General features: G+C 42.4%; 21 protein-coding genes. 13 read left to right on the top strand and 8 right to left on the bottom strand.

What is annotated here, in order from left to right:
- Window positions 1–305: 305 nt before the first annotated feature.
- The gene (locus RMY64_RS20135; protein ID WP_322674360.1) at window positions 306–485 is read left to right on the top strand and encodes a CopG family transcriptional regulator; all 180 of its coding nucleotides are present in this window, start codon (window positions 306–308) and stop codon (window positions 483–485) included.
- A 486-nt stretch (window positions 486–971) separates the two neighbouring features.
- Here RMY64_RS20135 and RMY64_RS20140 read toward each other — a convergent pair whose 3' ends face one another.
- On the bottom strand, window positions 972–1,118 hold the full coding sequence (locus RMY64_RS20140; protein ID WP_094348756.1) for a ribbon-helix-helix protein, CopG family: 147 nt from the start codon (window positions 1,116–1,118) through the stop codon (window positions 972–974).
- 1,024 nt (window positions 1,119–2,142) lie between these two features.
- On the opposite strand from RMY64_RS20140, the gene RMY64_RS20145 reads away from it, so the two are divergent.
- From RMY64_RS20145 to RMY64_RS20165, 5 genes are all read left to right on the top strand, one after another.
- On the top strand, window positions 2,143–2,643 hold the full coding sequence (locus tag RMY64_RS20145; RefSeq protein ID WP_322674359.1) for a fatty acid hydroxylase: 501 nt from the start codon (window positions 2,143–2,145) through the stop codon (window positions 2,641–2,643).
- A 442-nt stretch (window positions 2,644–3,085) separates the two neighbouring features.
- The gene (locus RMY64_RS20150) at window positions 3,086–3,223 is read left to right on the top strand and encodes a hypothetical protein (protein WP_322674358.1); all 138 of its coding nucleotides are present in this window, start codon (window positions 3,086–3,088) and stop codon (window positions 3,221–3,223) included.
- Window positions 3,210–5,189, top strand: coding sequence for an ATP-binding protein (locus tag RMY64_RS20155; protein WP_322700944.1), 1,980 nt, complete (start codon window positions 3,210–3,212; stop codon window positions 5,187–5,189). Before RMY64_RS20150 ends, RMY64_RS20155 begins: the two co-directional genes overlap by 14 nt.
- A gap of 13 nt (window positions 5,190–5,202) precedes the next feature.
- On the top strand, window positions 5,203–9,333 hold the full coding sequence (locus RMY64_RS20160; RefSeq protein WP_322700945.1) for a PAS domain S-box protein: 4,131 nt from the start codon (window positions 5,203–5,205) through the stop codon (window positions 9,331–9,333).
- A gap of 105 nt (window positions 9,334–9,438) precedes the next feature.
- Window positions 9,439–9,816 carry a response regulator transcription factor gene (locus RMY64_RS20165; RefSeq protein ID WP_292814899.1) on the top strand — a complete coding sequence of 126 codons (378 nt, stop codon included), beginning with the start codon at window positions 9,439–9,441 and terminating at the stop codon, window positions 9,814–9,816.
- 356 nt (window positions 9,817–10,172) lie between these two features.
- Here the strand turns inward: RMY64_RS20165 and RMY64_RS20170 are convergent, their stop codons facing one another.
- Window positions 10,173–10,385 (bottom strand): hypothetical protein, encoded by a 213-nt coding sequence (locus tag RMY64_RS20170; protein WP_322674355.1) that lies wholly within the window; start codon window positions 10,383–10,385, stop codon window positions 10,173–10,175.
- A gap of 482 nt (window positions 10,386–10,867) precedes the next feature.
- Between RMY64_RS20170 and RMY64_RS20175 the strand changes: the two genes are divergently transcribed.
- Window positions 10,868–11,962, top strand: coding sequence for a phosphotransacetylase family protein (locus RMY64_RS20175; protein ID WP_322674354.1), 1,095 nt, complete (start codon window positions 10,868–10,870; stop codon window positions 11,960–11,962).
- A 41-nt stretch (window positions 11,963–12,003) separates the two neighbouring features.
- On the opposite strand, the gene RMY64_RS20180 is transcribed toward RMY64_RS20175, so the two are convergent.
- On the bottom strand, window positions 12,004–12,522 hold the full coding sequence (locus RMY64_RS20180; protein WP_322700946.1) for a DUF4188 domain-containing protein: 519 nt from the start codon (window positions 12,520–12,522) through the stop codon (window positions 12,004–12,006).
- 95 nt (window positions 12,523–12,617) lie between these two features.
- Here RMY64_RS20180 and RMY64_RS20185 point away from each other — a divergent pair, with 95 nt between their 5' ends.
- From RMY64_RS20185 to RMY64_RS20200, 4 genes are all read left to right on the top strand, one after another.
- Entirely contained in the window at window positions 12,618–13,163 is a 546-nt protein-coding gene (locus tag RMY64_RS20185) for a PadR family transcriptional regulator (RefSeq protein WP_322700947.1), read from the top strand.
- Between the two features lie 84 nt (window positions 13,164–13,247).
- A complete protein-coding gene (locus tag RMY64_RS20190) occupies window positions 13,248–13,751 on the top strand; it encodes a hypothetical protein (protein WP_041565591.1) in 504 nt (167 codons plus the stop codon).
- 150 nt (window positions 13,752–13,901) lie between these two features.
- Window positions 13,902–14,300, top strand: coding sequence for an MAPEG family protein (locus RMY64_RS20195; protein ID WP_322674352.1), 399 nt, complete (start codon window positions 13,902–13,904; stop codon window positions 14,298–14,300).
- Between the two features lie 99 nt (window positions 14,301–14,399).
- Window positions 14,400–14,891, top strand: coding sequence for a YajQ family cyclic di-GMP-binding protein (locus tag RMY64_RS20200; RefSeq protein WP_012411046.1), 492 nt, complete (start codon window positions 14,400–14,402; stop codon window positions 14,889–14,891).
- 70 nt (window positions 14,892–14,961) lie between these two features.
- Here RMY64_RS20200 and RMY64_RS20205 read toward each other — a convergent pair whose 3' ends face one another.
- From RMY64_RS20205 to RMY64_RS20215, 3 genes are read right to left on the bottom strand one after another with little or no spacing between them, the layout of a single operon-like run.
- A complete protein-coding gene (locus RMY64_RS20205) occupies window positions 14,962–15,519 on the bottom strand; it encodes a glutathione S-transferase family protein (RefSeq protein WP_322700948.1) in 558 nt (185 codons plus the stop codon).
- Between the two features lie 6 nt (window positions 15,520–15,525).
- A complete protein-coding gene (locus RMY64_RS20210) occupies window positions 15,526–15,990 on the bottom strand; it encodes a hypothetical protein (protein WP_322674349.1) in 465 nt (154 codons plus the stop codon).
- Between the two features lie 31 nt (window positions 15,991–16,021).
- The gene (locus tag RMY64_RS20215; protein ID WP_322674348.1) at window positions 16,022–16,189 is read right to left on the bottom strand and encodes a hypothetical protein; all 168 of its coding nucleotides are present in this window, start codon (window positions 16,187–16,189) and stop codon (window positions 16,022–16,024) included.
- A 267-nt stretch (window positions 16,190–16,456) separates the two neighbouring features.
- On the opposite strand from RMY64_RS20215, the gene RMY64_RS20220 reads away from it, so the two are divergent.
- Window positions 16,457–17,176, top strand: a complete 720-nt coding sequence (locus tag RMY64_RS20220) for a tetratricopeptide repeat protein (RefSeq protein WP_322700949.1) — start codon at window positions 16,457–16,459, stop codon at window positions 17,174–17,176.
- 225 nt (window positions 17,177–17,401) lie between these two features.
- Here RMY64_RS20220 and RMY64_RS20225 read toward each other — a convergent pair whose 3' ends face one another.
- Both RMY64_RS20225 and psaM read right to left on the bottom strand, forming a co-directional pair.
- Window positions 17,402–17,812: a hypothetical protein gene (locus RMY64_RS20225; RefSeq protein ID WP_322674346.1), complete on the bottom strand. Its 411-nt coding sequence runs from the start codon at window positions 17,810–17,812 to the stop codon at window positions 17,402–17,404.
- Between the two features lie 317 nt (window positions 17,813–18,129).
- On the bottom strand, window positions 18,130–18,261 hold the full coding sequence (gene psaM, locus RMY64_RS20230) for a photosystem I reaction center subunit XII (protein WP_190912801.1): 132 nt from the start codon (window positions 18,259–18,261) through the stop codon (window positions 18,130–18,132).
- 158 nt (window positions 18,262–18,419) lie between these two features.
- Between psaM and RMY64_RS20235 the strand changes: the two genes are divergently transcribed.
- Entirely contained in the window at window positions 18,420–19,691 is a 1,272-nt protein-coding gene (locus RMY64_RS20235) for an FGGY-family carbohydrate kinase (RefSeq protein ID WP_322700950.1), read from the top strand.
- Window positions 19,692–19,970: the final 279 nt, after the last annotated feature.

Raw genomic sequence — 19,970 nt, forward strand, 5'->3', positions numbered from 1 at the left:
AAATAAATAGTAATAAAAGCTACCTTTATCATCCACTCATCTCGGTAATTCAACGCTGCTTGCTCAACAGACTATCTGGACTGTAGGACATTGCTAACATCATCTTTTTAGCCGAAAGCTTCTTACATTTGGTGATAGTAGATTTATTACGTATGGTATTAGTAATTTAATACCTAATATTCTCAGTAATATTTTTGGGAGTAAAGCTTAAGTTCAATCTCAAAATCCCGATTTTCACTGGTAAATACAGCTAAAAATTGGCAATCTTGATAAGGAAAGTTTCTATATATCTAGCTTATCAATCAATGAATAAAACTGCTGCACTTAAATTTCCCCGTTTGACCACCTCCAGTCAAAAAAGAGCGCTTAAGCGAATCACTATCAATTTGACATCAGATGAAGCTCAAAACTTTGAAAAGTATTGTGAACAGACAGGCAAACTAGCAATAGACGTGATTCGAGAACTCATTCAAGCTTTGCCTTGAGCTGTCCAACGTTGACGCTAAGTCTGAAAAGCGGTATTCCAGAAGAGTTATAGCTAAAGTAGAAGTACAGATTTGGACAAAGGTTTCCAATTTTACCTGATGTGAGTAATCGCAAGAGCAGTAATCATAGATTAGATCCTCACGACTGTATATTTGCTACCTCAATGCTATTGTTTGTGGCGAAAATTTTAAACAATATGGGTTAGAGATTATTTTCTGACGAAGATGACGACACAATATAGTCACCGAACCAAAAAAAATATTCTCTCACTCCTCATTGTGCAACTCAATAATAGCGCTCATGTTATCTTCTTTTTGGCACGCTGCGCTCGCAGTAATGAGCGCAGCGTGCCAGAAATTAAATTTTTACGTTCTTCTCAATCATCACAAAAAATTACTACCTCTTACTTTAAGACCTCCAATTCAACCAAATTTTAATAGTTATATCTTGAAAATCAACGGGTGAAATAGTTCGCAAATCTACTTTTATTTTGTCAGTGGCAAGGCTCGAATAAGTTCTCTGATGACATCCGTTGCTGGTCTGCCTGTCTGTTCACAATATTTTTCAAGGTTTTTGGCTTCATTTGAGGCCAGGTTTATAGTGATTCGTTTGACCGCCCATTTTTTGTTCATACTGAAATAGATAAATCGTGTAATCATAACTTCAAATCCTGATTTTACCTTCCAACTGGAAAGTAACCTAAATTTTGGATATATTGAGGCACCCTTTTAATCGGACACATTGTAAATAAATATTGCAGGTGTGCTTTCTTGATTTACTAACTTGTCTATAAATGATAAAGGAAGAATCAATCTTTGGTACTCTATCATTTAATTTTTTATATCTCTTAGCTTAGGCTGTAGTCTAATGCATACCCCGTTCGCTGTGCGTAGCAAGCTATACGCAGCAGTAACCACAAAACAAGGGTGACACATAAAGTTGCCAGTGTCTACAACTTGAGCGAACGAATGGTCTAGAGTAAGGAAATTCAAACGCACTTGGCAAATAAAGATAAATTATCAAATTTTCCCTATCTTTTTAATGTTTATTAATCGTTGAAAGTGTAAATTTAAAGCGATATTATTACTCGATTTATAGAAAATATCTATGGCATCTAATTAATTATAGATGCTGCAAATTTTACAGATATTCAGTTAATTTATAAACCTACTTGATTCACTTCAAAAACTCAATTGATATTGGCATAATATCTATTTAGATCGTTATAAATTGAGTCATCGTTCAAGCTTAATTGCAATAAATTTAGAATTAACAATATTGCAGAAATCCTTAACCTAAATTTTTACCAAGCTTAACTCAACCTTTGCTTATGCTGTATGCCTTAGTAAGAAGATTGTGTAGTAACTATAGTAAAGTACTGTATTTACATCGGGTTTTAGAGGTATTAATACCATTAACCCAGAGCTAGAAGTCAAATTGGAGGTTCTTACAAGTTGCTGTTGACTGCATTAAGGATCGAAGATTCATGAAACTGCAACTGATCCAATTACATATACTCTGAGCCAAATTAACTGGAGGGTAGACTCATGAGAGACACAGGTGCTACTTGCATAGCGCAAAACAGGTGTCTACGCCTACAGCATGACATTTGCATATTTTCTGTGGAGTTTTCTTAATTATTCTTGAGGAGTACAAATGCTTGAGGCTATCGCTGTTGCTTGGTTGTTACTGTTTGTTGGCGATTTTCTATCTACATTTTTTTACCACGTACCCGAGCACGTTTTTGGTAGCCTTCATTTAAAAACGCACCACTCCTGGAAAAAAGACTTCCGCCACTACGCTATTTTGACTTTTAATCCCCAGGTTCTTTTAGATGGTATCTTGGGAGCTTTGCCTTATGTACTTATAGCAGTAGTCCTGTGGTCTTTTTCTCCTATTGGCGTGATTTCTGGATTACTGCTTGGTCAATTACATGTATGGTGGAGACATATAAGTGTACTGGGTTGGCAAACTTCAAAGCCTGTAAATATTTTATGCCAAATTCTATTTATTACTACTCCTGAAAGACACTGGTTACATCATCACAAAACTAATTTGGGTTTCGGTGATATTTTTACTTTCTTTGAACAACCTGCACAAATGTGGTTACGCTGGCTACGGCTACTCAGACTTCGTTTTCGCTACTCTCGGATCTAACTAAAACTAGCACCTACCTAAATACTTTTTAAAATCACCAAAAGAAGCTGCGATCGCAGCTTCTTTTGGTACACTAAAGGCGATTATTCTACTCTCATAAATACGCTAACTTTTATACTCAAAAAAGCTAATTCCCAATTTATCAGGAGTAGTAACAAGAGACACAAATTTACCATAGATGAAAATCTATGGTTTTATCTAATTAATAAGTTTTTACTTATAGTTATTTTAGAACCTATCAAATATTAAGCTAGTTATAAGAACAGAAAAATGCCTCTGGTAAAGAGTTTAAAGGTATTTGCTACCGTTCGACTTCGCTGTTATATCGCTAAGGTTTTTGGGAAAACTAGCCTTAATTACTAAACTGTTATATCCCTAGATTTGTATGAAAATTCCTCTCTTCTTGGGAGATGGTAGCTCTTGCTTGCTTATGCAAAGGAGTATGGATAGCGACGTTGAAGGTGGCAGGAGGTTGCAATACACTGTATTTTTCTCGATGAGAAACTACGCCAACGAACCAACACTGATTGTGAGAAATTTGCAACCTGCTCTAGATGAGGTGTTTCATGCCCGCACTTAGCCTTAGAAAGATGTTCAACAAAAAAGAGTTGCCATCTCTTATTCATAACTTAGTCTATCAGTTCAACATCGCAATTGATGTTGAACTAGTAGACGGCACGAAACTAATTAGTATTGGAGAGCAAACAGTAGAAAACCGTTATCCAATCGAGGTTTCAGGAGAAATCATCGGTTGGGTTGTTGGAGAAGAACAGGCAACTATACTTGCAAATTTGCTCTCATTTCTGGCAAAGGAGGAAGCTGAGAAGAAAGTACTCGCCAAAGAATTGTTAGAGCGATATCAGGAAATTGATTTGTTTGACGATATCTCGACTCAACTGACAACAAGTTTAGATACGCGACAGATTGCCCAACTTGTGCTTCAAGAATTGAGTCAATTAATTGAATCATCTGCGGGGATGATTTTGCTTTTGAATCGAGATGCAACTGCGTTTGAAATCATTGCCGAATTTGGAGTGTTTTTTGACCACAGTCAGCCAGAACCTGGTAAGGGAATTATCGGCAGCATTGTGCAATCCAACCGGGCCGAACTCGTTAATGATGTGCAAGCCGATCCGCGATTAGAGGGGCAAAAAAACGTTAGTGCAATGATTTGTGTACCGTTACGAGCCAAAGAGCGGGTACTGGGAGCGATCGCCATCGGAACGGTCAAAACTGACTCATACAAGGCTGAACACCTGAAACTGGTGAGTATCTTTGCCTCTCAAACAGCGATCGCTATTGACAAAGCTGTGCTTTACGAGCAAAGCACTCAAGTAGCTCTCCAGGCAAAAGCCCAAACACAGAAGCTTCAGCAAGCTCTCCATGAGTTGCAATTAGCCCAAACTCAGTTAATCCAAAGCGAAAAAATGTCCAGTCTCGGACAACTTATTGCTGGAGTTGCCCACGAAATCAACAACCCAGTTAATTTTATTTGCGGCAATTTAAAGTATGTTGCCGAATACACTAAAGACTTGTTACACCTGTTGGAAAAGTATCAGAAATTTCTACCTGTTGCTCCTCCAGAACTGGAATCAGAGTTAGACAATATAGACCTGGAATTTATCATACAGGATTTTCCCAAACTGCTAGATTCGATGAAACTGGGCACAGGTCGCATCGTCGAAATTGTCCAATCCCTGAAAAACTTCTCCCGCCATGATGAAGCTGAAATGAAAGCCGTGAACATCCACGATGGCATCGATGGAACGCTAATGATTCTTCATCATCGTCTGAAAGCAGATGTTCATCGTCCGGCAATTGAAATTGTTAAAGACTATGCAACACTTCCTCTAATTGAATGCTATCCCGGACAATTGAATCAGGTGTTTATGAACATCCTGGCAAATGCCATTGATGCTTTGGAAGAAGGTATAGAAAATTCGGGAGTCAGGAGTAGTTCCCAATCCTCAATCCCCAATTCCCAAATCACTATTCGTACCAAAGTCATTGACCAACAATGGGTTGTGATTCGCATTGCCGACAACGGCCCAGGCATGAAGGAGGAGGTAATTCGCCGCATTTACGATCCCTTCTTCACCACGAAAGATATTGGTAAGGGAACTGGGTTAGGCATGGCAATCAGCTACCAAATTGTTGTAGACAAACATGGGGGAATACTCAAATGTCGTTCTCAACCAGGTGAAGGCACAGAATTCTGGATTCAGATTCCAATAAATTGTGCATTGGCAGACACTGCTGAAGAACAAAATAGCACCTCTGCCTTACCAACTCCCACAACGGAATCATCCCCTACTCCCGATACCGACGGCTTCATTCCATCAACAGCTCCAATCCTCAAACCGACGGATCTGCTGATCCGCCATACTCAACTGATCCAGCGACTTTCACAGCACAGTCCAGATGTGGAAAGTGCATCACCCGATCAACTTTATCAGATGTTTCAACACCACCCAATTTCGTTAAAGCTTTACGCCACTTTGTTGTCTTGGTTCTGTTGTTCTAACCCTACCCAAATACGCCATTAAAGAAACCTCAATCATGTTTAACCAACTTGATGAATACAGTAGTCAGCTATTTGAACAATGTCCTGTTGCGCTAGCACTATGCCGAAAAGATGGGGCGTTAATTAGCATCAATTTTGCCTATGCTGCCATTTTGGGGCGTACTGTCCCAGAAACTCTGAATCTCACCTACTGGCAGATTACCCCAGAAAAATATGCTGCTACAGAGCAATCTTGCCTAGAAGATTTGGAACGAACTGGTCGCTATGGGCCTTATGAGAAGGAGTACATCCACAAAGGCGGGCATCTGGTTCCGGTGAGGATTTCTGGGCAGATGATTGAGAAAGATGGAGAGCAACTGATCTGGTGTAGTGTAGAGAATATTAGCGACCTTCGACGCATTCAGCAGGAACGCCAAGATACCGAACAAACACTGAAACAGAGTGAAGCCCGATACCGTTCTTTGGTAACAGCTAATACACAAATTGTCTGGATAAGCACACCAGAGGGAATTTGCTTTGAACTGGCAAGCTGGATAGCCTATACAGGCCAAAGTCTAGCTGAAGCGGAAAATGGGGGCTGGATTGATGCCGTTCATCCCGACGATCGCGCCTATACCGGAGAAGTTTGGAGTGCTGCCGTGGCAAACCTGAGTATGTATCAAATTGAATACCGAATTCGTGGCAAGGATGGCAACTATCGCTACTTTTGGGTCTGGGGTGCGCCCGTTATAGAAGAAGATGGCAGCGTCCGGGAGTGGATTGGCACCTGCACCGATATTCACGATCGCAAACTAGCAGAAACCGAAAATCAGTATCTGGAAAAACGTTATCGCTCTCTGGTGACAGCTACTTCCCAAATGGTTTGGATTACCACTCCTGAAGGAATGCAAAAGGCAGATATGTCGAACTGGAGAGCCTATACAGGTCAGAGTGTAGCCGAAGCCGATGGTTGGGGCTGGATTGATGCCGTTCATCCAGATGACCGCCTCCACACTGCCGAAGTTTGGAGTGCCGCTGTGAACAATCGCAGCCTATATGAAGTTGAATATCGGGTTCGTGCCAAAGATGGCACTTATCGCTACTTTTGGGTCTGTGGTGTTCCTCTCTTAGAGGAAGACGGTAGTATCCGGGAGTGGGTAGGTACTTGTACTGATATTCACGATCGCAGGCTAGCAGAACAAACTCTGCAACAGAGCGAAGAACGGTTTCGCTCTTTGGTGACTGCCAGTTCGCAAATTGTCTGGGTGACTACCCCTGAAGGAAAGGCGGTGAGCAGTGAAATGTCTACTTGGTTAGCGTACACAGGTCAGAGTGCAGATGAAATCCAGGGTTTGGGCTGGCTCGATCCGATTTACCCCGATGACCGTAGCTGCACCGCCCTAGCCTGGAGTGCTGCTGTGGCAAATCAGAGTCTCTTTCAAACCGAATATCGGCTGCGTGGTAAGGATGGCACACACCGCTACTTCTTTGTCTGTGGCACCCCCATCCTAGAAGCTGATGGCAGCGTCCGAGAATGGATTGGCACCTGCACCGATATCCACGATCGCAAACAGGCAGAAGCCGAAAATCAGCGTCTTCAAGAACGATATCGCTCTTTAGTAACTGCTACTTCACAGATTGTCTGGGGAGCTACCCCAGAAGGACTGGGAATCAGCAAGGAAATGCTCACCTGGATTGAGTATACGGGGCAGAGCGAAGCTGAAGTTGAAGGTTGGGGCTGGCTCGATCCGATTCACCCAGATGACCGTGCCAGTTCTACAAAAGTTTGGAATGCTGCTGTGGCAAACCGAGGTATCTACCAAACCGAATATCGGCTGCGTGGCAAGGATGGCACATACCGCTACTTCTCTGTCTGTGGTGCCCCCGTACTAGAAGAAGACGGCAGCATTCGGGAATGGATTGGCGCTTGCAGCGATATTCACGATCGCAAGCTAGCAGAAGCTGAAAATCAACGTTTATTGGATATGTTGAATCATTCCAGCGATGCCATCATTGTCCGCGATATGAGCGACAAAATCTCTCACTGGAATCAGGGTGCCGAAAGGCTCTACGGTTGGACGCGTGAGGAAGTGAAAGACCAATACATTCATGAATTTCTAAAATCAACCTTTCCAAAACTTTTAGAAGAAATTCTATCAGAGTTTCTCCGGCAGGGCACTTGGGAAGGAGAACTGGAACACATCACGCGCGATGGCAGATGCATCACCGTTCAGAGCCGTTGGACTTTGCAACGGGATTTCTCCGGCCAACCCTGCGCGATGCTAGAAATCAATACCGACATTACTGCCCGCAAACAAGCAGAAATCGCTCTGCGGCAACTTAATCAAGAACTGGAAGCCAGAGTTGTCGAGCGGACAGCTGCCTTGCAAAATACCTTAGCAGAAGCACAGGGGTTAAATGCCATTTTAGATAATTTAGCAGATGGTTTGTTGGTGGCAGATATCACAGGACAAATCAGCCACTTCAATCCTGCCTTTCTAGCTATGTATGAATTGACAGCTAACGCCGTCAACGGTCACTACCGAGAATTACCCATATCTGGTTTAGCAGAACTGGTTGCACGAACTCAATCGCATCCCGGTGAGGTGTTCTCTGCCGAAGTTGCACTGACCAAAGAACGCATTGGTCAGGCAGTGGCAACCGCCATTTTCAAAAAGACGGCAAATTCAGAACCTGCTGCCTGCTTCGGTTCGGCGCTGCTAATTCGGGATGTGACGGCAGAAAAGGAAATCGACCAGATGAAGACTGATTTCATCTCAACAGTTTCCCATGAACTGCGAACGCCACTGACTTCTGTCCTCGGTTTTGCGTCCATCATTCAAGAAAAGCTGGAAACCGATGTGTTCCCAATGATTTCTACCGAAGACCGCAAGCTTCAGAAAACGATTAAGCGGGTGGCTGACAATCTCAACATTATTGTGTCGGAAGCAGAACGGCTTACGTCTTTGATTAACGATGTCCTAGACATTGCCAAGATGGAAGCAGGTAAGGTGGAATGGCAAATGCAGCCGATCGATCCCAGCGAATTACTGGATTGGGCAACCAATTCTACTGCCGGGTTGTTTGAAACCAACGGCTTACAATTGGTCAGCGAAATTGAACCTGGGCTGCCTCAGATAGTAGGCGATCGCAATCGTCTACTGCAAGTTTTAATCAATCTGATTTCTAATGCCGTTAAATTTACCGAATCTGGTTGTGTCACCTGCTGCGTTAAGCAAGGAGACGACGGTGTTTGCATTAGCGTCATCGACACAGGCATTGGGATTGCACCTGAAGACCAGCCGAAAGTGTTCGAGAAATTCCGCCAAGTTGGTGACACCCTCACCGACAAACCCAAAGGGACTGGGTTAGGACTGCCCATCTGTAAACAAATCGTCGATCATCACGGCGGTAGAATCTGGGTTGAGAGTGAACCAGGTAAAGGCAGCATATTCTCATTCATCATTCCCACCTACGCCTGCGATCGACAAACCACTGCTAATCTGAATTTGGATATGCTTGTCAAACAACTCAAAGAACACGTCATCACTAAAAGCGCTGTGTTGAACCAAAACCGTAAAACCATTTTGGTTGTAGATGATGACGCTAACATTCGAGAACTCCTGCGTCAACAATTGGAAAACGAAGGCTACAACGTTCGAGAAGGAAAAGACGGCATGGATGCAATTCATCAAATCAAAATATCCCGTCCCGATTTAATTCTTTTGGATGTGATGATGCCCCAAATCAACGGCTTCGATGTGGCAGCTGTTCTCAAAAACGATCCTCAGACCGCAGACATTCCAATTATCATTCTGTCAATTATTGAAAACAAGGAACGAGGCTATCATATTGGCATTGATCGCTATCTCACCAAGCCCATTGACACAGAAAAACTCCTCAGCGAAATTGGCTCACTGCTTTACCAAGGCACTTCTAATAAAAAGGTATTGGTTGTAGATAAAAATGCATCAGCCTTAAAAACCCTATCAGATGTACTGCAAACTCAAGGATACAGCGTGATTGAAGCCTCCGATCCGCAAGAATGCATTTATAAAGCCTTGTCAGCCAAACCTGACATGATCATCATCGATTCTATCTTCTCTCAAGAAGCCGATTTGGTGAAAACTCTACGGTTTGAGAAGGAGTTGGAAAATGTATTTTTTATTATGTTGTCTGAACAGTAATTGCTAGGGATTGGAGACTAGGGAATGGTAAAGAATTATTCTAATCCCCAATCTTGAATTCCCAATGCCCAATCCCCACTTCCCAATCCTCAATCACCAATCCCCATGACCCAGAAAATTCTAATTGTTGACGATGAACCCAATATCTTAATTTTGATGGAACAAGCCTTAGAAGCATTAGAAGATGAGGGTGTTGAGCTTCTAACTGCTAGAAATGGAGAAGAAGCTCTCGAAACAATCAAAACTGAAAAACCAAACCTGGTTTTTCTTGACGTGATGATGCCAAAAATGAATGGTCTACAAGTCTGCCATATTGTAAAACACGACCTACAAATGACTGATATCTACATTATAATTTTGACAGCGAAGGGACAGGAATTTGATAAACAAAAAGGAATTGAGGTTGGTGCAGACTTATATCTAACTAAACCATTCCGTCCCAAAGAAGTTCTTGAAAAATCAATGCAGGTGTTGGGCTTGTAAGGAAATTATTGAATAATTTTGCCTGCGATCGCAGTACTTGGAAAAATCGGCACAAATGCACAAATATGGTTACGTTTCCTTAATGGATCAACGGTTAACAGTACTCACTCGAAGGGGCGATCAAGTGGCTACAAAGCAGACTGGATAATAGTCATAGCACGTATACCCTTCTGAGAATAGGGTAGTTTACTGGGCTTGATACGCATCAAATCATGAGCTAAATCAGCCCAAAACTCCATTGCACCTACCCATAACTACTCATACCAACCGATCTAAAAGACACTATGTATCTTTCATTTTGTCTATGTGCGTGCATTTTTCTTTTAATCCACGAATAATTGATTTTTATCTAGACATCATAAACATGAGACAACACGAACTCCTTTTTTACGCATAGTTTCTTTGAGATCCTGATAGAGAGTATCATCACTAACTAGCAAACCATGTTTAGTTTTCGTGTTTACAATTGCATATCTTGGTTCTTTTTCTGAAGGTGAAGCATTGAATTTTAAGAGTGCCCAATCAGAGTCCTCCCAGAGATATGAAAATTCTTCTAAGTTTGTGTTCATATCAATACCTCTTTTTTTAAACCTAAATCTTACTTAGCGAAGAAAGGTTTTTAGCTTAATTATGGGTAGTTTTCATTACCACTCTTGTATCTTATACGTATCTACGAGCTAAATTTTAGCAAATAAAATACTACTAATAGTCGATCGATTTAACGTAACTATAGAAGCAGAGTGTTTGGGATAAGTCACCACTTTAGTAGCATAGAACATCGCCAACTCCCGTAGTCGGGAACTGGAACAGCTAGAAACCTAGAAGGCATTGAACCTAGTTTTAAGGTTTCAGACAATCTTTATTGGTTCCAAAACCCAAAAAATTGGTCTGATCTGAAAAGCCTACCCATAAGTGGCTCCCCTGCATGTGCAATCAGAAGGTAATTCTGGGAAAGCTTAATTTGTGAGAGCGGGAGGCTTTTGCCAGAAGGAACTAGAATTAGGAAACACCTAGCTGGGTTCTTCTGACTTTTGAAATTAGGAGTGCATGTGTGCCAAAATCCCCTAAATATTTGCTGATTGGATCGACCGAGAATTACAGCGGTAAATCTGCAACTGTTCTGGGTTTGTCTCATCAGCTACAGCAAAAAGGTCTGGATATTAGCTACGGTAAACCACTCGGTACGTCTTTCAATTCGTCTGGTGGAACCGTAATTGAGGAAGATGTCCAGTTCATCGCTCTTAGCCTCAATTTGCCGGAAAACCGCGTTGCACCTACAATGCTGGCTTTGGATGAACCAAATGTGCAAAAGCGCTTGCGGGGGGAAGACAAAACCGATTATCAGCAGTCCCTAATACAGCAATATTTACATAAGTCTCAAGGAGATTTAGTGTTACTGGAGGGGCCTGGTAATTTGTCCGAAGGCAATTTGTTTGACTTGTCTTTGCTGCAAATGGCTGAAATATTGGATGCTGGTGTGCTGTTAGTAGCCCGCTATAAATCGTTGCTTTCGGTTGAGGCGCTATTGGCTGCTAAAAGGCGTGTGGGCGATCGCTTGATTGGAGTTGCGATCAATGATATCCCTGTCACCCAACTAGAAGCGGTTGAAACTCTCATAGTACCATTTTTGGAACAGCAGGGTATTCCAGTGCTAGCAATGCTGCCAAACAGCGATTTGCTTCGCAGTGTGAGTGTTGGCGAACTAGTCAAACAGTTAAAGGCTGACGTTCTCTGTCGCAACGATCGCATGGATTTGTTGGTAGAAAGTCTGGCAATTGGAGCAATGAATGTCAATTCAGCTGTAAAATATTTCCGCAAACGCCGGAATATGGCAGTGGTGACAGGAGGCGATCGGGTGGAAATTCAGCAAGCGGCTTTAGAAACTTCTACCCAATGTTTAATTCTCACCGGGCAACTACCACCCCCACCGTTCATTCTCAGTCGTGCTGAAGAACTAGAAATCCCCATTTTGTCTGTTGACTTAGATACCCTCACTACTGTAGGAATTGTCGATCGCACTTTTGGTCAAGTCCGCGTCCACGAGCCGATTAAGGTTCAGTATATTCGCCAGTTGATGTCCCAGCATTTTGACATTGACCGCTTGTTATCCAAACTAGGTTTAACTCCCGCAGCGGCATTGTCTTAGATTCATCAACTCAAACTATTAAGAGCATCAATGCTCAGTTATTAGTTTAGAGGCTGTATTGCTGGTGAGGGTACAGCAGGTTCGCCGTCACCTCCCAGGCGGCGGCGTGCTGTTTCCTTCCGCCCCATTGCTGGGACGTGCTTAGTTGCAGCTGCTAATCCAAAGACAGGCATATTCCCGTAAACCGCCTCATATCTTCCCGGTTCTATTAAATAAGTTTCGTGCCAAATGCCAACACTGCCATCAGCACCAATGGCTTGATTAAACCTTTGCCAAGCTTTTAAATGTGCATCGGCTGGATTTCTGGCAAAACGCTCCAAATCCTCGAACGATCGCCAATACTGAATCAGTCCTACCCCTCGCCAGTAAACAAAAGTTTCTCCCCCTAAAAACCCTTTTTCAGGATTCTGATTAAGACTTTGTAGCATGAGTGACATTGCCCTGGCTGTGGGAATCCATTTGGAAAAAGCGAATAATTTATTAATTCGCATCCCAATCAGAAATACAACAAAAGGTTTATCAATCTCGGCTGTAAATCGTCCCGGTATTACTTGAGCCATCTCTCACTCCTAGTTGTTTAAGTTAATATGCAACGAATTGCATATTAACTATTTTATGCAACGAATTGCATAATTCAAGTAGTGAATTAAAAATTATGGCATTAGCGCACGCAATTTTAGCAGCTCTGGTTGAGGCATCCTGTAGTGGGTATGATTTAGCAAAACGATTCGATGGCTCGGTAGGCTTTTTCTGGTCAGCAAGTCACCAGCAGATTTATCGGGAGTTGTCGAAGCTAGAAGAGCGAGAATGGATTAGTTCCGAGTCGATTCTTCAAGCAGGACGGCCAGATAAAAGGCTCTACAGGGTTACAGACTTGGGAGAACAGCACCTCAAAGAGTGGATTGCTCAATCTTGTGAACCCACACCGATTAAAGATGATTTACTAGTTAAAATTTTTGCTGGTCATATTGTTCCTAAGCAAATTATCTTGGCAGAGCTAAAACATCACCAACAAGCCCATATAAAAAAATTGTCTACGTACAAGAATTTAGAACAGCGTTACTTTCAGAATCCGCAAGAACTGCCAGAAACAGCCAAATTTCAGTATTTTACTCTCCTAAATGGCATTAGTTACGAAACACATTGGCTAGCCTGGTGTAACCAAGTAATGGAGTTACTGAAGCAAACAACCGAAAATTAGTAGCAATGTTTAACTCAAGTTTTCCTCGCATCTACACGCTGTTTGGTAAAATATCTGGGTCGTTTAATCTGATTATCCCCATCTTTGAGCCAATCAACAGACCTTATTAACCTCGATACATTAGCGCAAGAACTGGCGACAATCCAGCAAACGGGTTCTAAAAGAATTGCCTTGCTCGGTTCTCGTCATGTCCCGATTACGCATCAGAATCTTATTGAAATGATGACTTATGCCCTAGTTTTATCGGGTAATCGAATCATTACTTCTGGTGCTACAGGTACAAATTCAGCTGCCATCAAGGGAGCAACACGGGCTGATGCAAATTTGTTGACGGTGATTCTACCCCAAAGCTTGGAACGCCAGCCTTTGGAATCACGCCAGCAACTAGAACAGGTAATGCATCTAGTCGAAAATCCCAGTAATGATAATTTGTCTCTTGCTGAAGCTAGTTACTTGTGCAACAAGGAAATTGTTTCTCGTTGCCAGCAATTAATTTGCTTTGCGTTTCATGACAGTCGCACCCTGTTGCAAACCTGTCAAGATGCAGAAGAACAAAGAAAAGTGGTGACGCTTTTCTACTTTGATTAGTCATTTGTCATTCGTCTGTTGTCATTTGTCCTTTGTATTTGACTAATGACCGATGACTGATGACCCTTACGGGTTCGCCAGTCACTCATGGGGGAAACCCCCAAGACCGCGCTGGCTCACTGATGACTAATAACCAACGACTAATAAGTAATGATAATTTTTTTGTACTCGATCGCTGCTGCTGCATTTCTCATTTATGTGCCATTTTTGCTAGTAGCTTATGCCCGTGCGCGTATTGGTTATGAAATGTTTTCTACTCCTCGCGCCATGTTTGATAAATTGCCACCTTATGCCCAACGGGCTACTTGGGCACATCAGAACACCTTTGAAGCCTTTATGATATTTTCTGCAGCCGCATTGATGGCTTATGTAACTGGTGTAAATTCTTTTACAGCCCAAGTAGCGGCGATCGCTTTTGTAGTGGCTCGTTTCCTATACTCGATTTTTTATATTTTGAATATACCCCTTTTGCGATCGCTCATGTTTGCTATTGGCATACTTGGCTGTGCCACTCTCTTTTTCTTGAGTATCGTCCAAGCTACTAGTTAATTGGGGCATGGAAACTGGGGACTGGGGAAGAGTTTTCCCAATCCAAAATCGTTCGACTGAGCGAAGTCGAAGTCCAAAATCTAAAATCCAAAATGTTTTATGGCTTCTACTTTTTCCTTTGACATTGTGAGCGACTTTGACCGACAAGAGTTGGTTAACGCTGTCGATCAAGTTATCCGAGACATCAAAGGTCGTTACGACCTCAAAGACACTGAAACTACTGTCGAGTTAGTCGAAGAAAGCATTAACGTTAGTACTGACAGCGAGTTTACCTTAGATTCTGTACACACCATTCTCCGAGAAAAAGCTGCCAAGCGTAACCTCTCCCAAAAAATCTTTGATTTTGGCAAGGTTGAATCAGCCAGTGGTAATCGCGTGCGTCAAGAAATTAAACTCAAAAAAGGCATCAGTCAGGAAATCGCCAAACAAATTTCCAAATTGATTCGCGACGAATTCAAAAAGGTACAAGCCTCAATCCAAGGGGATGCTGTGCGGGTTTCTGCTAAATCTAAAGATGACTTACAAGTAGTCATGCAGCGACTAAAACAAGAAGACTACCCAGTTGCTTTACAATTTACAAATTATCGTTAAAAGATTCGTAATTCGTAATTCGTAGTTAAAAATTCAATTACGAATTACGAATTACGAATTACGAATTATTTTAAGTCCGTCCGCCAATACTTCTTTGAAATGCCGGACGCTCAGATAACTGCTTCATATAGTTCAACACCGCTGGATAGGGGCTGAGGTCTAGCTTTAGTATCATGGGAATGTAATTCAAAATAGACCCCACTGCTACATCAGCGACAGTGAAATCATTGCCAAGTAAAAAAGGTTGCTTACTGAAAATTTCATTTAAGGGAGTCAACAAGCGGGGCATTTCCCGCTCCCGATTTGCTTCTCCAAAAATCCCTGGGCCAAGGGTAGCATTGGCAAACAGCACCCATTGGGAAAATACAGCATTTTCCTCTGGAGAAAGTGGAGTTTTACTGTGCTTATCGGCAAGATATAGCAAAATTGTCCCAGATTCCCAAAGCTGAAAATCTCCATCAACAATTGCTGGGACTTTACCAAATGGGTTGATTGCTAAATATGCAGGCTGGAGGTGTTCACCCGCCTGCATATCAAGCTTAACGAATTCGTAGGGAATTCCTAATTCCTCTAAATACCAGTGGACAATTGACGCTCGACTACGAGCGCCACCGTAAAGTTTTAGCATAATGACTTAAAGCACTTTATGAGTGTGAGAATGCTGTTTAATATTGTCTTCTTTGGTGACAACTCTGGCAGCATTTAAAACCCGTTTCCGCTCAATTGAATATTTAAATTCAGTGTAGTTTGTACCCAAGGGAATCAGAGATTTTGCAGATTCACGACGCTTATAGGTACGAGCTGCTGCAAATACCCGTGGTACAAACTCTTCTCCAAACTGAGCCGACTCTGGAAAGCCATCTGGTAACAGTGGTGAATCGCCATCCAGTACAGATCCCAAAGTTGTGGCATGAGCCAGCTTATAAGAGGTAGGAATGCCCTTTAAAAGCGCTTCCAAAGCCGCAGAGGGAATCGGTTCTATAACTTCGATTTGATAAACTTCTCCATCTTCTTTAACGAAGCAGGTTGCCAAGCCGATCGCAATGTAATCATCGGTTGCTAAATCAGGGGCATTGGGATAGGAAATTGCAGTTGTCATCGGGAAATTTCTCAAAATTTAAAAATTGAATTTAGGGCATGGGGCATTGGGCATTGGGCATGGGGCATTGGGCATGGGGCATGGGGCATTGGGGATTATTATTTCCCTTGTCTCTCTCATCTCCCTGATTTTCCTTGCCACCAGTCCCCGTCTCCTCTGTTCTCATCTCTAAATGAACGGCTTGTTGGCATTCTACCAATTTGCTGCTCTCACTACTTGACTAGTCTTTGAGATTAACGTCTGCTATTTCTGGAATTCATCTTCGGGATCGAGTATCTATGAATAGCTTTGAGGAGCAATTGTTTATTTAAGGGGTAGATTTCTACTGGTGTGAGTAGTTTAAATCTCAGTCTTAAGATGGCTTCAAGTAACCATAAGTACCTTGAAAATAAAGATAGTGGTAAAACCACCAGCCTTAAAAAATTAGATTTTTATTTAAAAAAGCAGGGATTTCAAGCAGGGAAAGATGAATATTTACTCATTTTTAGCTGACGATGACCAGCGAAGTAACCAATACAAGTATGTTCTAAATACTACAAGCAAACTTCAAGAGCAAAGGAAAAGCGATCGCAGCGAATATATTTTTGGGGATAGCGACTTGCGCTCTTGTGCTTTGAGGTTGGCTCAACAAGGAGATTATACCGAAGCGATCGCACTTTTAAGCCAACTAATTTTCCGCCATCCCGACAATGCCGTTGATTACAATAACCGAGGGTTAATTTATTTCCAAAGTGGCGAAAGGGAAAAAGCGCTTTCCGATTATAATACCGCCCTTAAACTCAATCCTTATTTGGCTAGTGCTTATAATAACCGCGCAAATTACTACGCAGCTTGTGGAGAATTAGCAATAGCAATTGCCGACTACGATCGAGCGATTGATTTGAAACCTCACCATGTTCGGGCGTGGATTAATCGAGGCATTACCTGGCGCGATTTGGGGCAATACGAGGTGGCAATTGAGAATTTTGAGCTAGCACTGCTTTTCGGTCAACTAGAAGGTCATATCTGGGCTGAACGCGGCAGGACTTACCATCTTTGGGGTGACTGGAATTGTGCGATCGCTGATTATCGTCGCGCCCTCACTCAACTACCCTCTCTCGACAATGATAAGGATATTACTGGTTGTCGCTTGCGTTTACAACTCGAAAATTGGTTAGACGAGTTACTATCTCAATCAGCGTCCTAATTGGTAGATTAGTTCTTCTGGGGGATTCAAAATTCAAAATAATTGATTAATTTTGAACTAGAGTTTAGTGACGCTGTATCGCTAATAACTAATAGATGATAACTACATAGCTATTCAAAAATTAGCTATTAACCATTATTTATTAGCAATAATATAAATTAACACCCGGTTTAGACGTAGCCTAAATCACAATAAACCTAAATAATCCCAAATTCGCCATTTGTCTTAGGGTGACGAGTCTGTTTGCTCATCTTCTCGGCGATCTTGATTCATCAACACGATCTGACGCTGGCTGGGATCGAATCGGTATCCTTGTCTTTGTCTGATAATTTTAGCTTCTTGGGGATCAAAGTTACGGCTAAATTCCGCCTGTAAACCATTGACATGTCCTTCCATCAGCTTGACTTCAGTACTCATTTCTCGCAATTTTTCTTGCTGCAACCAATGATAAGGCAAGAGTTGTGTTAAGGCAGATGCTGCAACGGCTGTAATCACAAGATTGACCGCTATTTTGGCTGTGCTTTCCAGTGCCATCACCTTGTAAGAACGTTGACGAAGATGCCGCTTTGGTCGAGAAATGACCCGGCGTTTTTGTATAGGTTGTAACGGGGGTCTGGAGGGTTGAATCGCGTTCATGATGCTAAAAGATAACCTCGCTTAGTGAAGGGAAGTACTATCAAGAGTGCTGAGTTATGAGTTATGAGTGCTTAGTGAGATTTCCAACTCAGCAATCAGCACTTAGCACTCAGATGCCAGCACTCCTGAATGCTTGATTTAGCTGTCATATTACTTCATTTTTTTGAAATAGCTACAAGTGTCGCACTAGTTAAAAAATAACCTGGCTTACGTAAGTGCAAGGTTTCTAGGTACTTATGACATAAAGCCATAAAATCTGGAAATTGCACCCCGTACTGCCAGGATTATTAGCTTTTTAACTGTGTCACATCGGAGCGTTATTTGTAAAGTTCTGTGGCTAATCGCCAAGCCAGAACTCCTGGGATCAAGGCTACAACTAGAGCGATGTAGACTTGAGTATCTGAGATGGAAGACACTTGAGCGATGTACAGAGTATCTAAGATAGGCATGGCTGAAAACCTCCTAACCTGAATTGATTTTGAACAGTTCGTTTACTACTTTTCCTTGTTTTGCCAGAATTGTGGAATATCTTGTTACAAGATGCAACAAAAGCAGTTATTGATCGATAGTTCTTATTTATTCTCCATTAAAAAAATTTATAAAAATTATGAATTTATATCTGGGTATCGACTTCGGCACATCTGGCGGACGCGGTGTGGTGATTGACGAGGAAGCCTCTTGTATTCAGAGAGAGGTGCGATATCCCTTCGATAGCTCACCAAATGCCGTTACGCCAAAAATTTGGCAGGAGGCTTTGTTTGCGTTGGTGGAACAAATACCCGATCAATTGCGGCGAGAAATTAAAGCGATCGCAATTAATGGTACTTCCTCTACCGTCTTGCTGGTCGATGCTGCTGGCAACCCTGTAGATGCACCATTGCTGTATAACGATGCGCGGGGATCGTCTGTGCTAGACCATTTGAGGAGTATTGCACCCCCCAATCATACTGTATTGAGTGCCACCTCTAGCCTAGCCAAACTTTTGTGGATGAGGCAATTACCCTCTTTTATTGAAGCTAGATATTTCTTGCATCAAGCAGATTGGCTGGCGTTTCTGCTGCATGGACAGTTGGGTATTAGCGATTACCATAATGCTTTAAAGCTGGGTTATGACGTAGAAGAGTTGAAATACCCAGAATGGCTACAAAAGCTAGAAATACCGATTCAGCTACCCAAAGTTTTAACTCCTGGGACTCCCATTGCCGAATTACGTCCTGAAATTGCGGACAAGTTCGGTTTAAGCCATGATTGTCTGGTGTGTGCAGGTACAACCGATAGTATTGCCGCTTTTCTTGCCAGTGGGGCAAAATTACCTGGTGAAGCCGTGACTTCTCTTGGTTCAACGTTGGTACTAAAGTTGTTAAGTCGTACTCGTCAAGAAGATGCCAAGTATGGAATTTACAGCCATCGGTTGGGGGATTTGTGGCTGACTGGGGGTGCTTCTAATACTGGCGGTGCAGTACTAAAGAAATTTTTCACAAACCTTGAGTTAGAAAGCCTTAGTCGGGAGATTGATGCTTCAATTGCCAGCGAGTTAGATTATTATCCGTTGTTGAAGGTAGGCGATCGCTTTCCGATTAACGATCCCAATCTATCCCCACGTTTGTCACCACGCCCAGATAACCCAGTAGAATTTTTGCATGGGTTGTTAGAAAGCATTGCCCGCATAGAAAGCCGAGGGTATGAATTATTACAACAAATGGGAGCAGACAAATTGAGTCGTGTTTATACCGCTGGTGGTGGTGCGGCGAATGATACTTGGACTGCAATTAGGGCGCGTCATTTGCAGGTTCCTGTAGTAGCGTCAGCGTACACAGAAGCAGCTTACGGGACAGCACTGTTGGCGATGGGGAATGGAAGAAGCGTTGAAAAAGAGTAATTGTGTACCTATATTTTTGTAGATATCTTCTAAATCAGTATCTATCCCAGTGACAATCGACATATCTCGGCCGATACTGGGATGATTAGATACCGGACTATAGATTCCAGGTTCATTATCTGGGCAGCTATTCGGGGATGGGTGCTTCGCAGCAAGCGAATGTCATCGATCCCCTTTACTCATTACTGGTATAAATTTTGAGGGAATTAGGAGAAAATCTAAAGGTTCTTGAAGAAGGTTTGATCGGCGCGATCGAGATTATCATCTAGAGAAAAGGTA

The organism is Nostoc sp. DedQUE08, assembly GCF_034530895.1.
Classification (GTDB): Bacteria; Cyanobacteriota; Cyanobacteriia; order Cyanobacteriales; family Nostocaceae; genus Nostoc.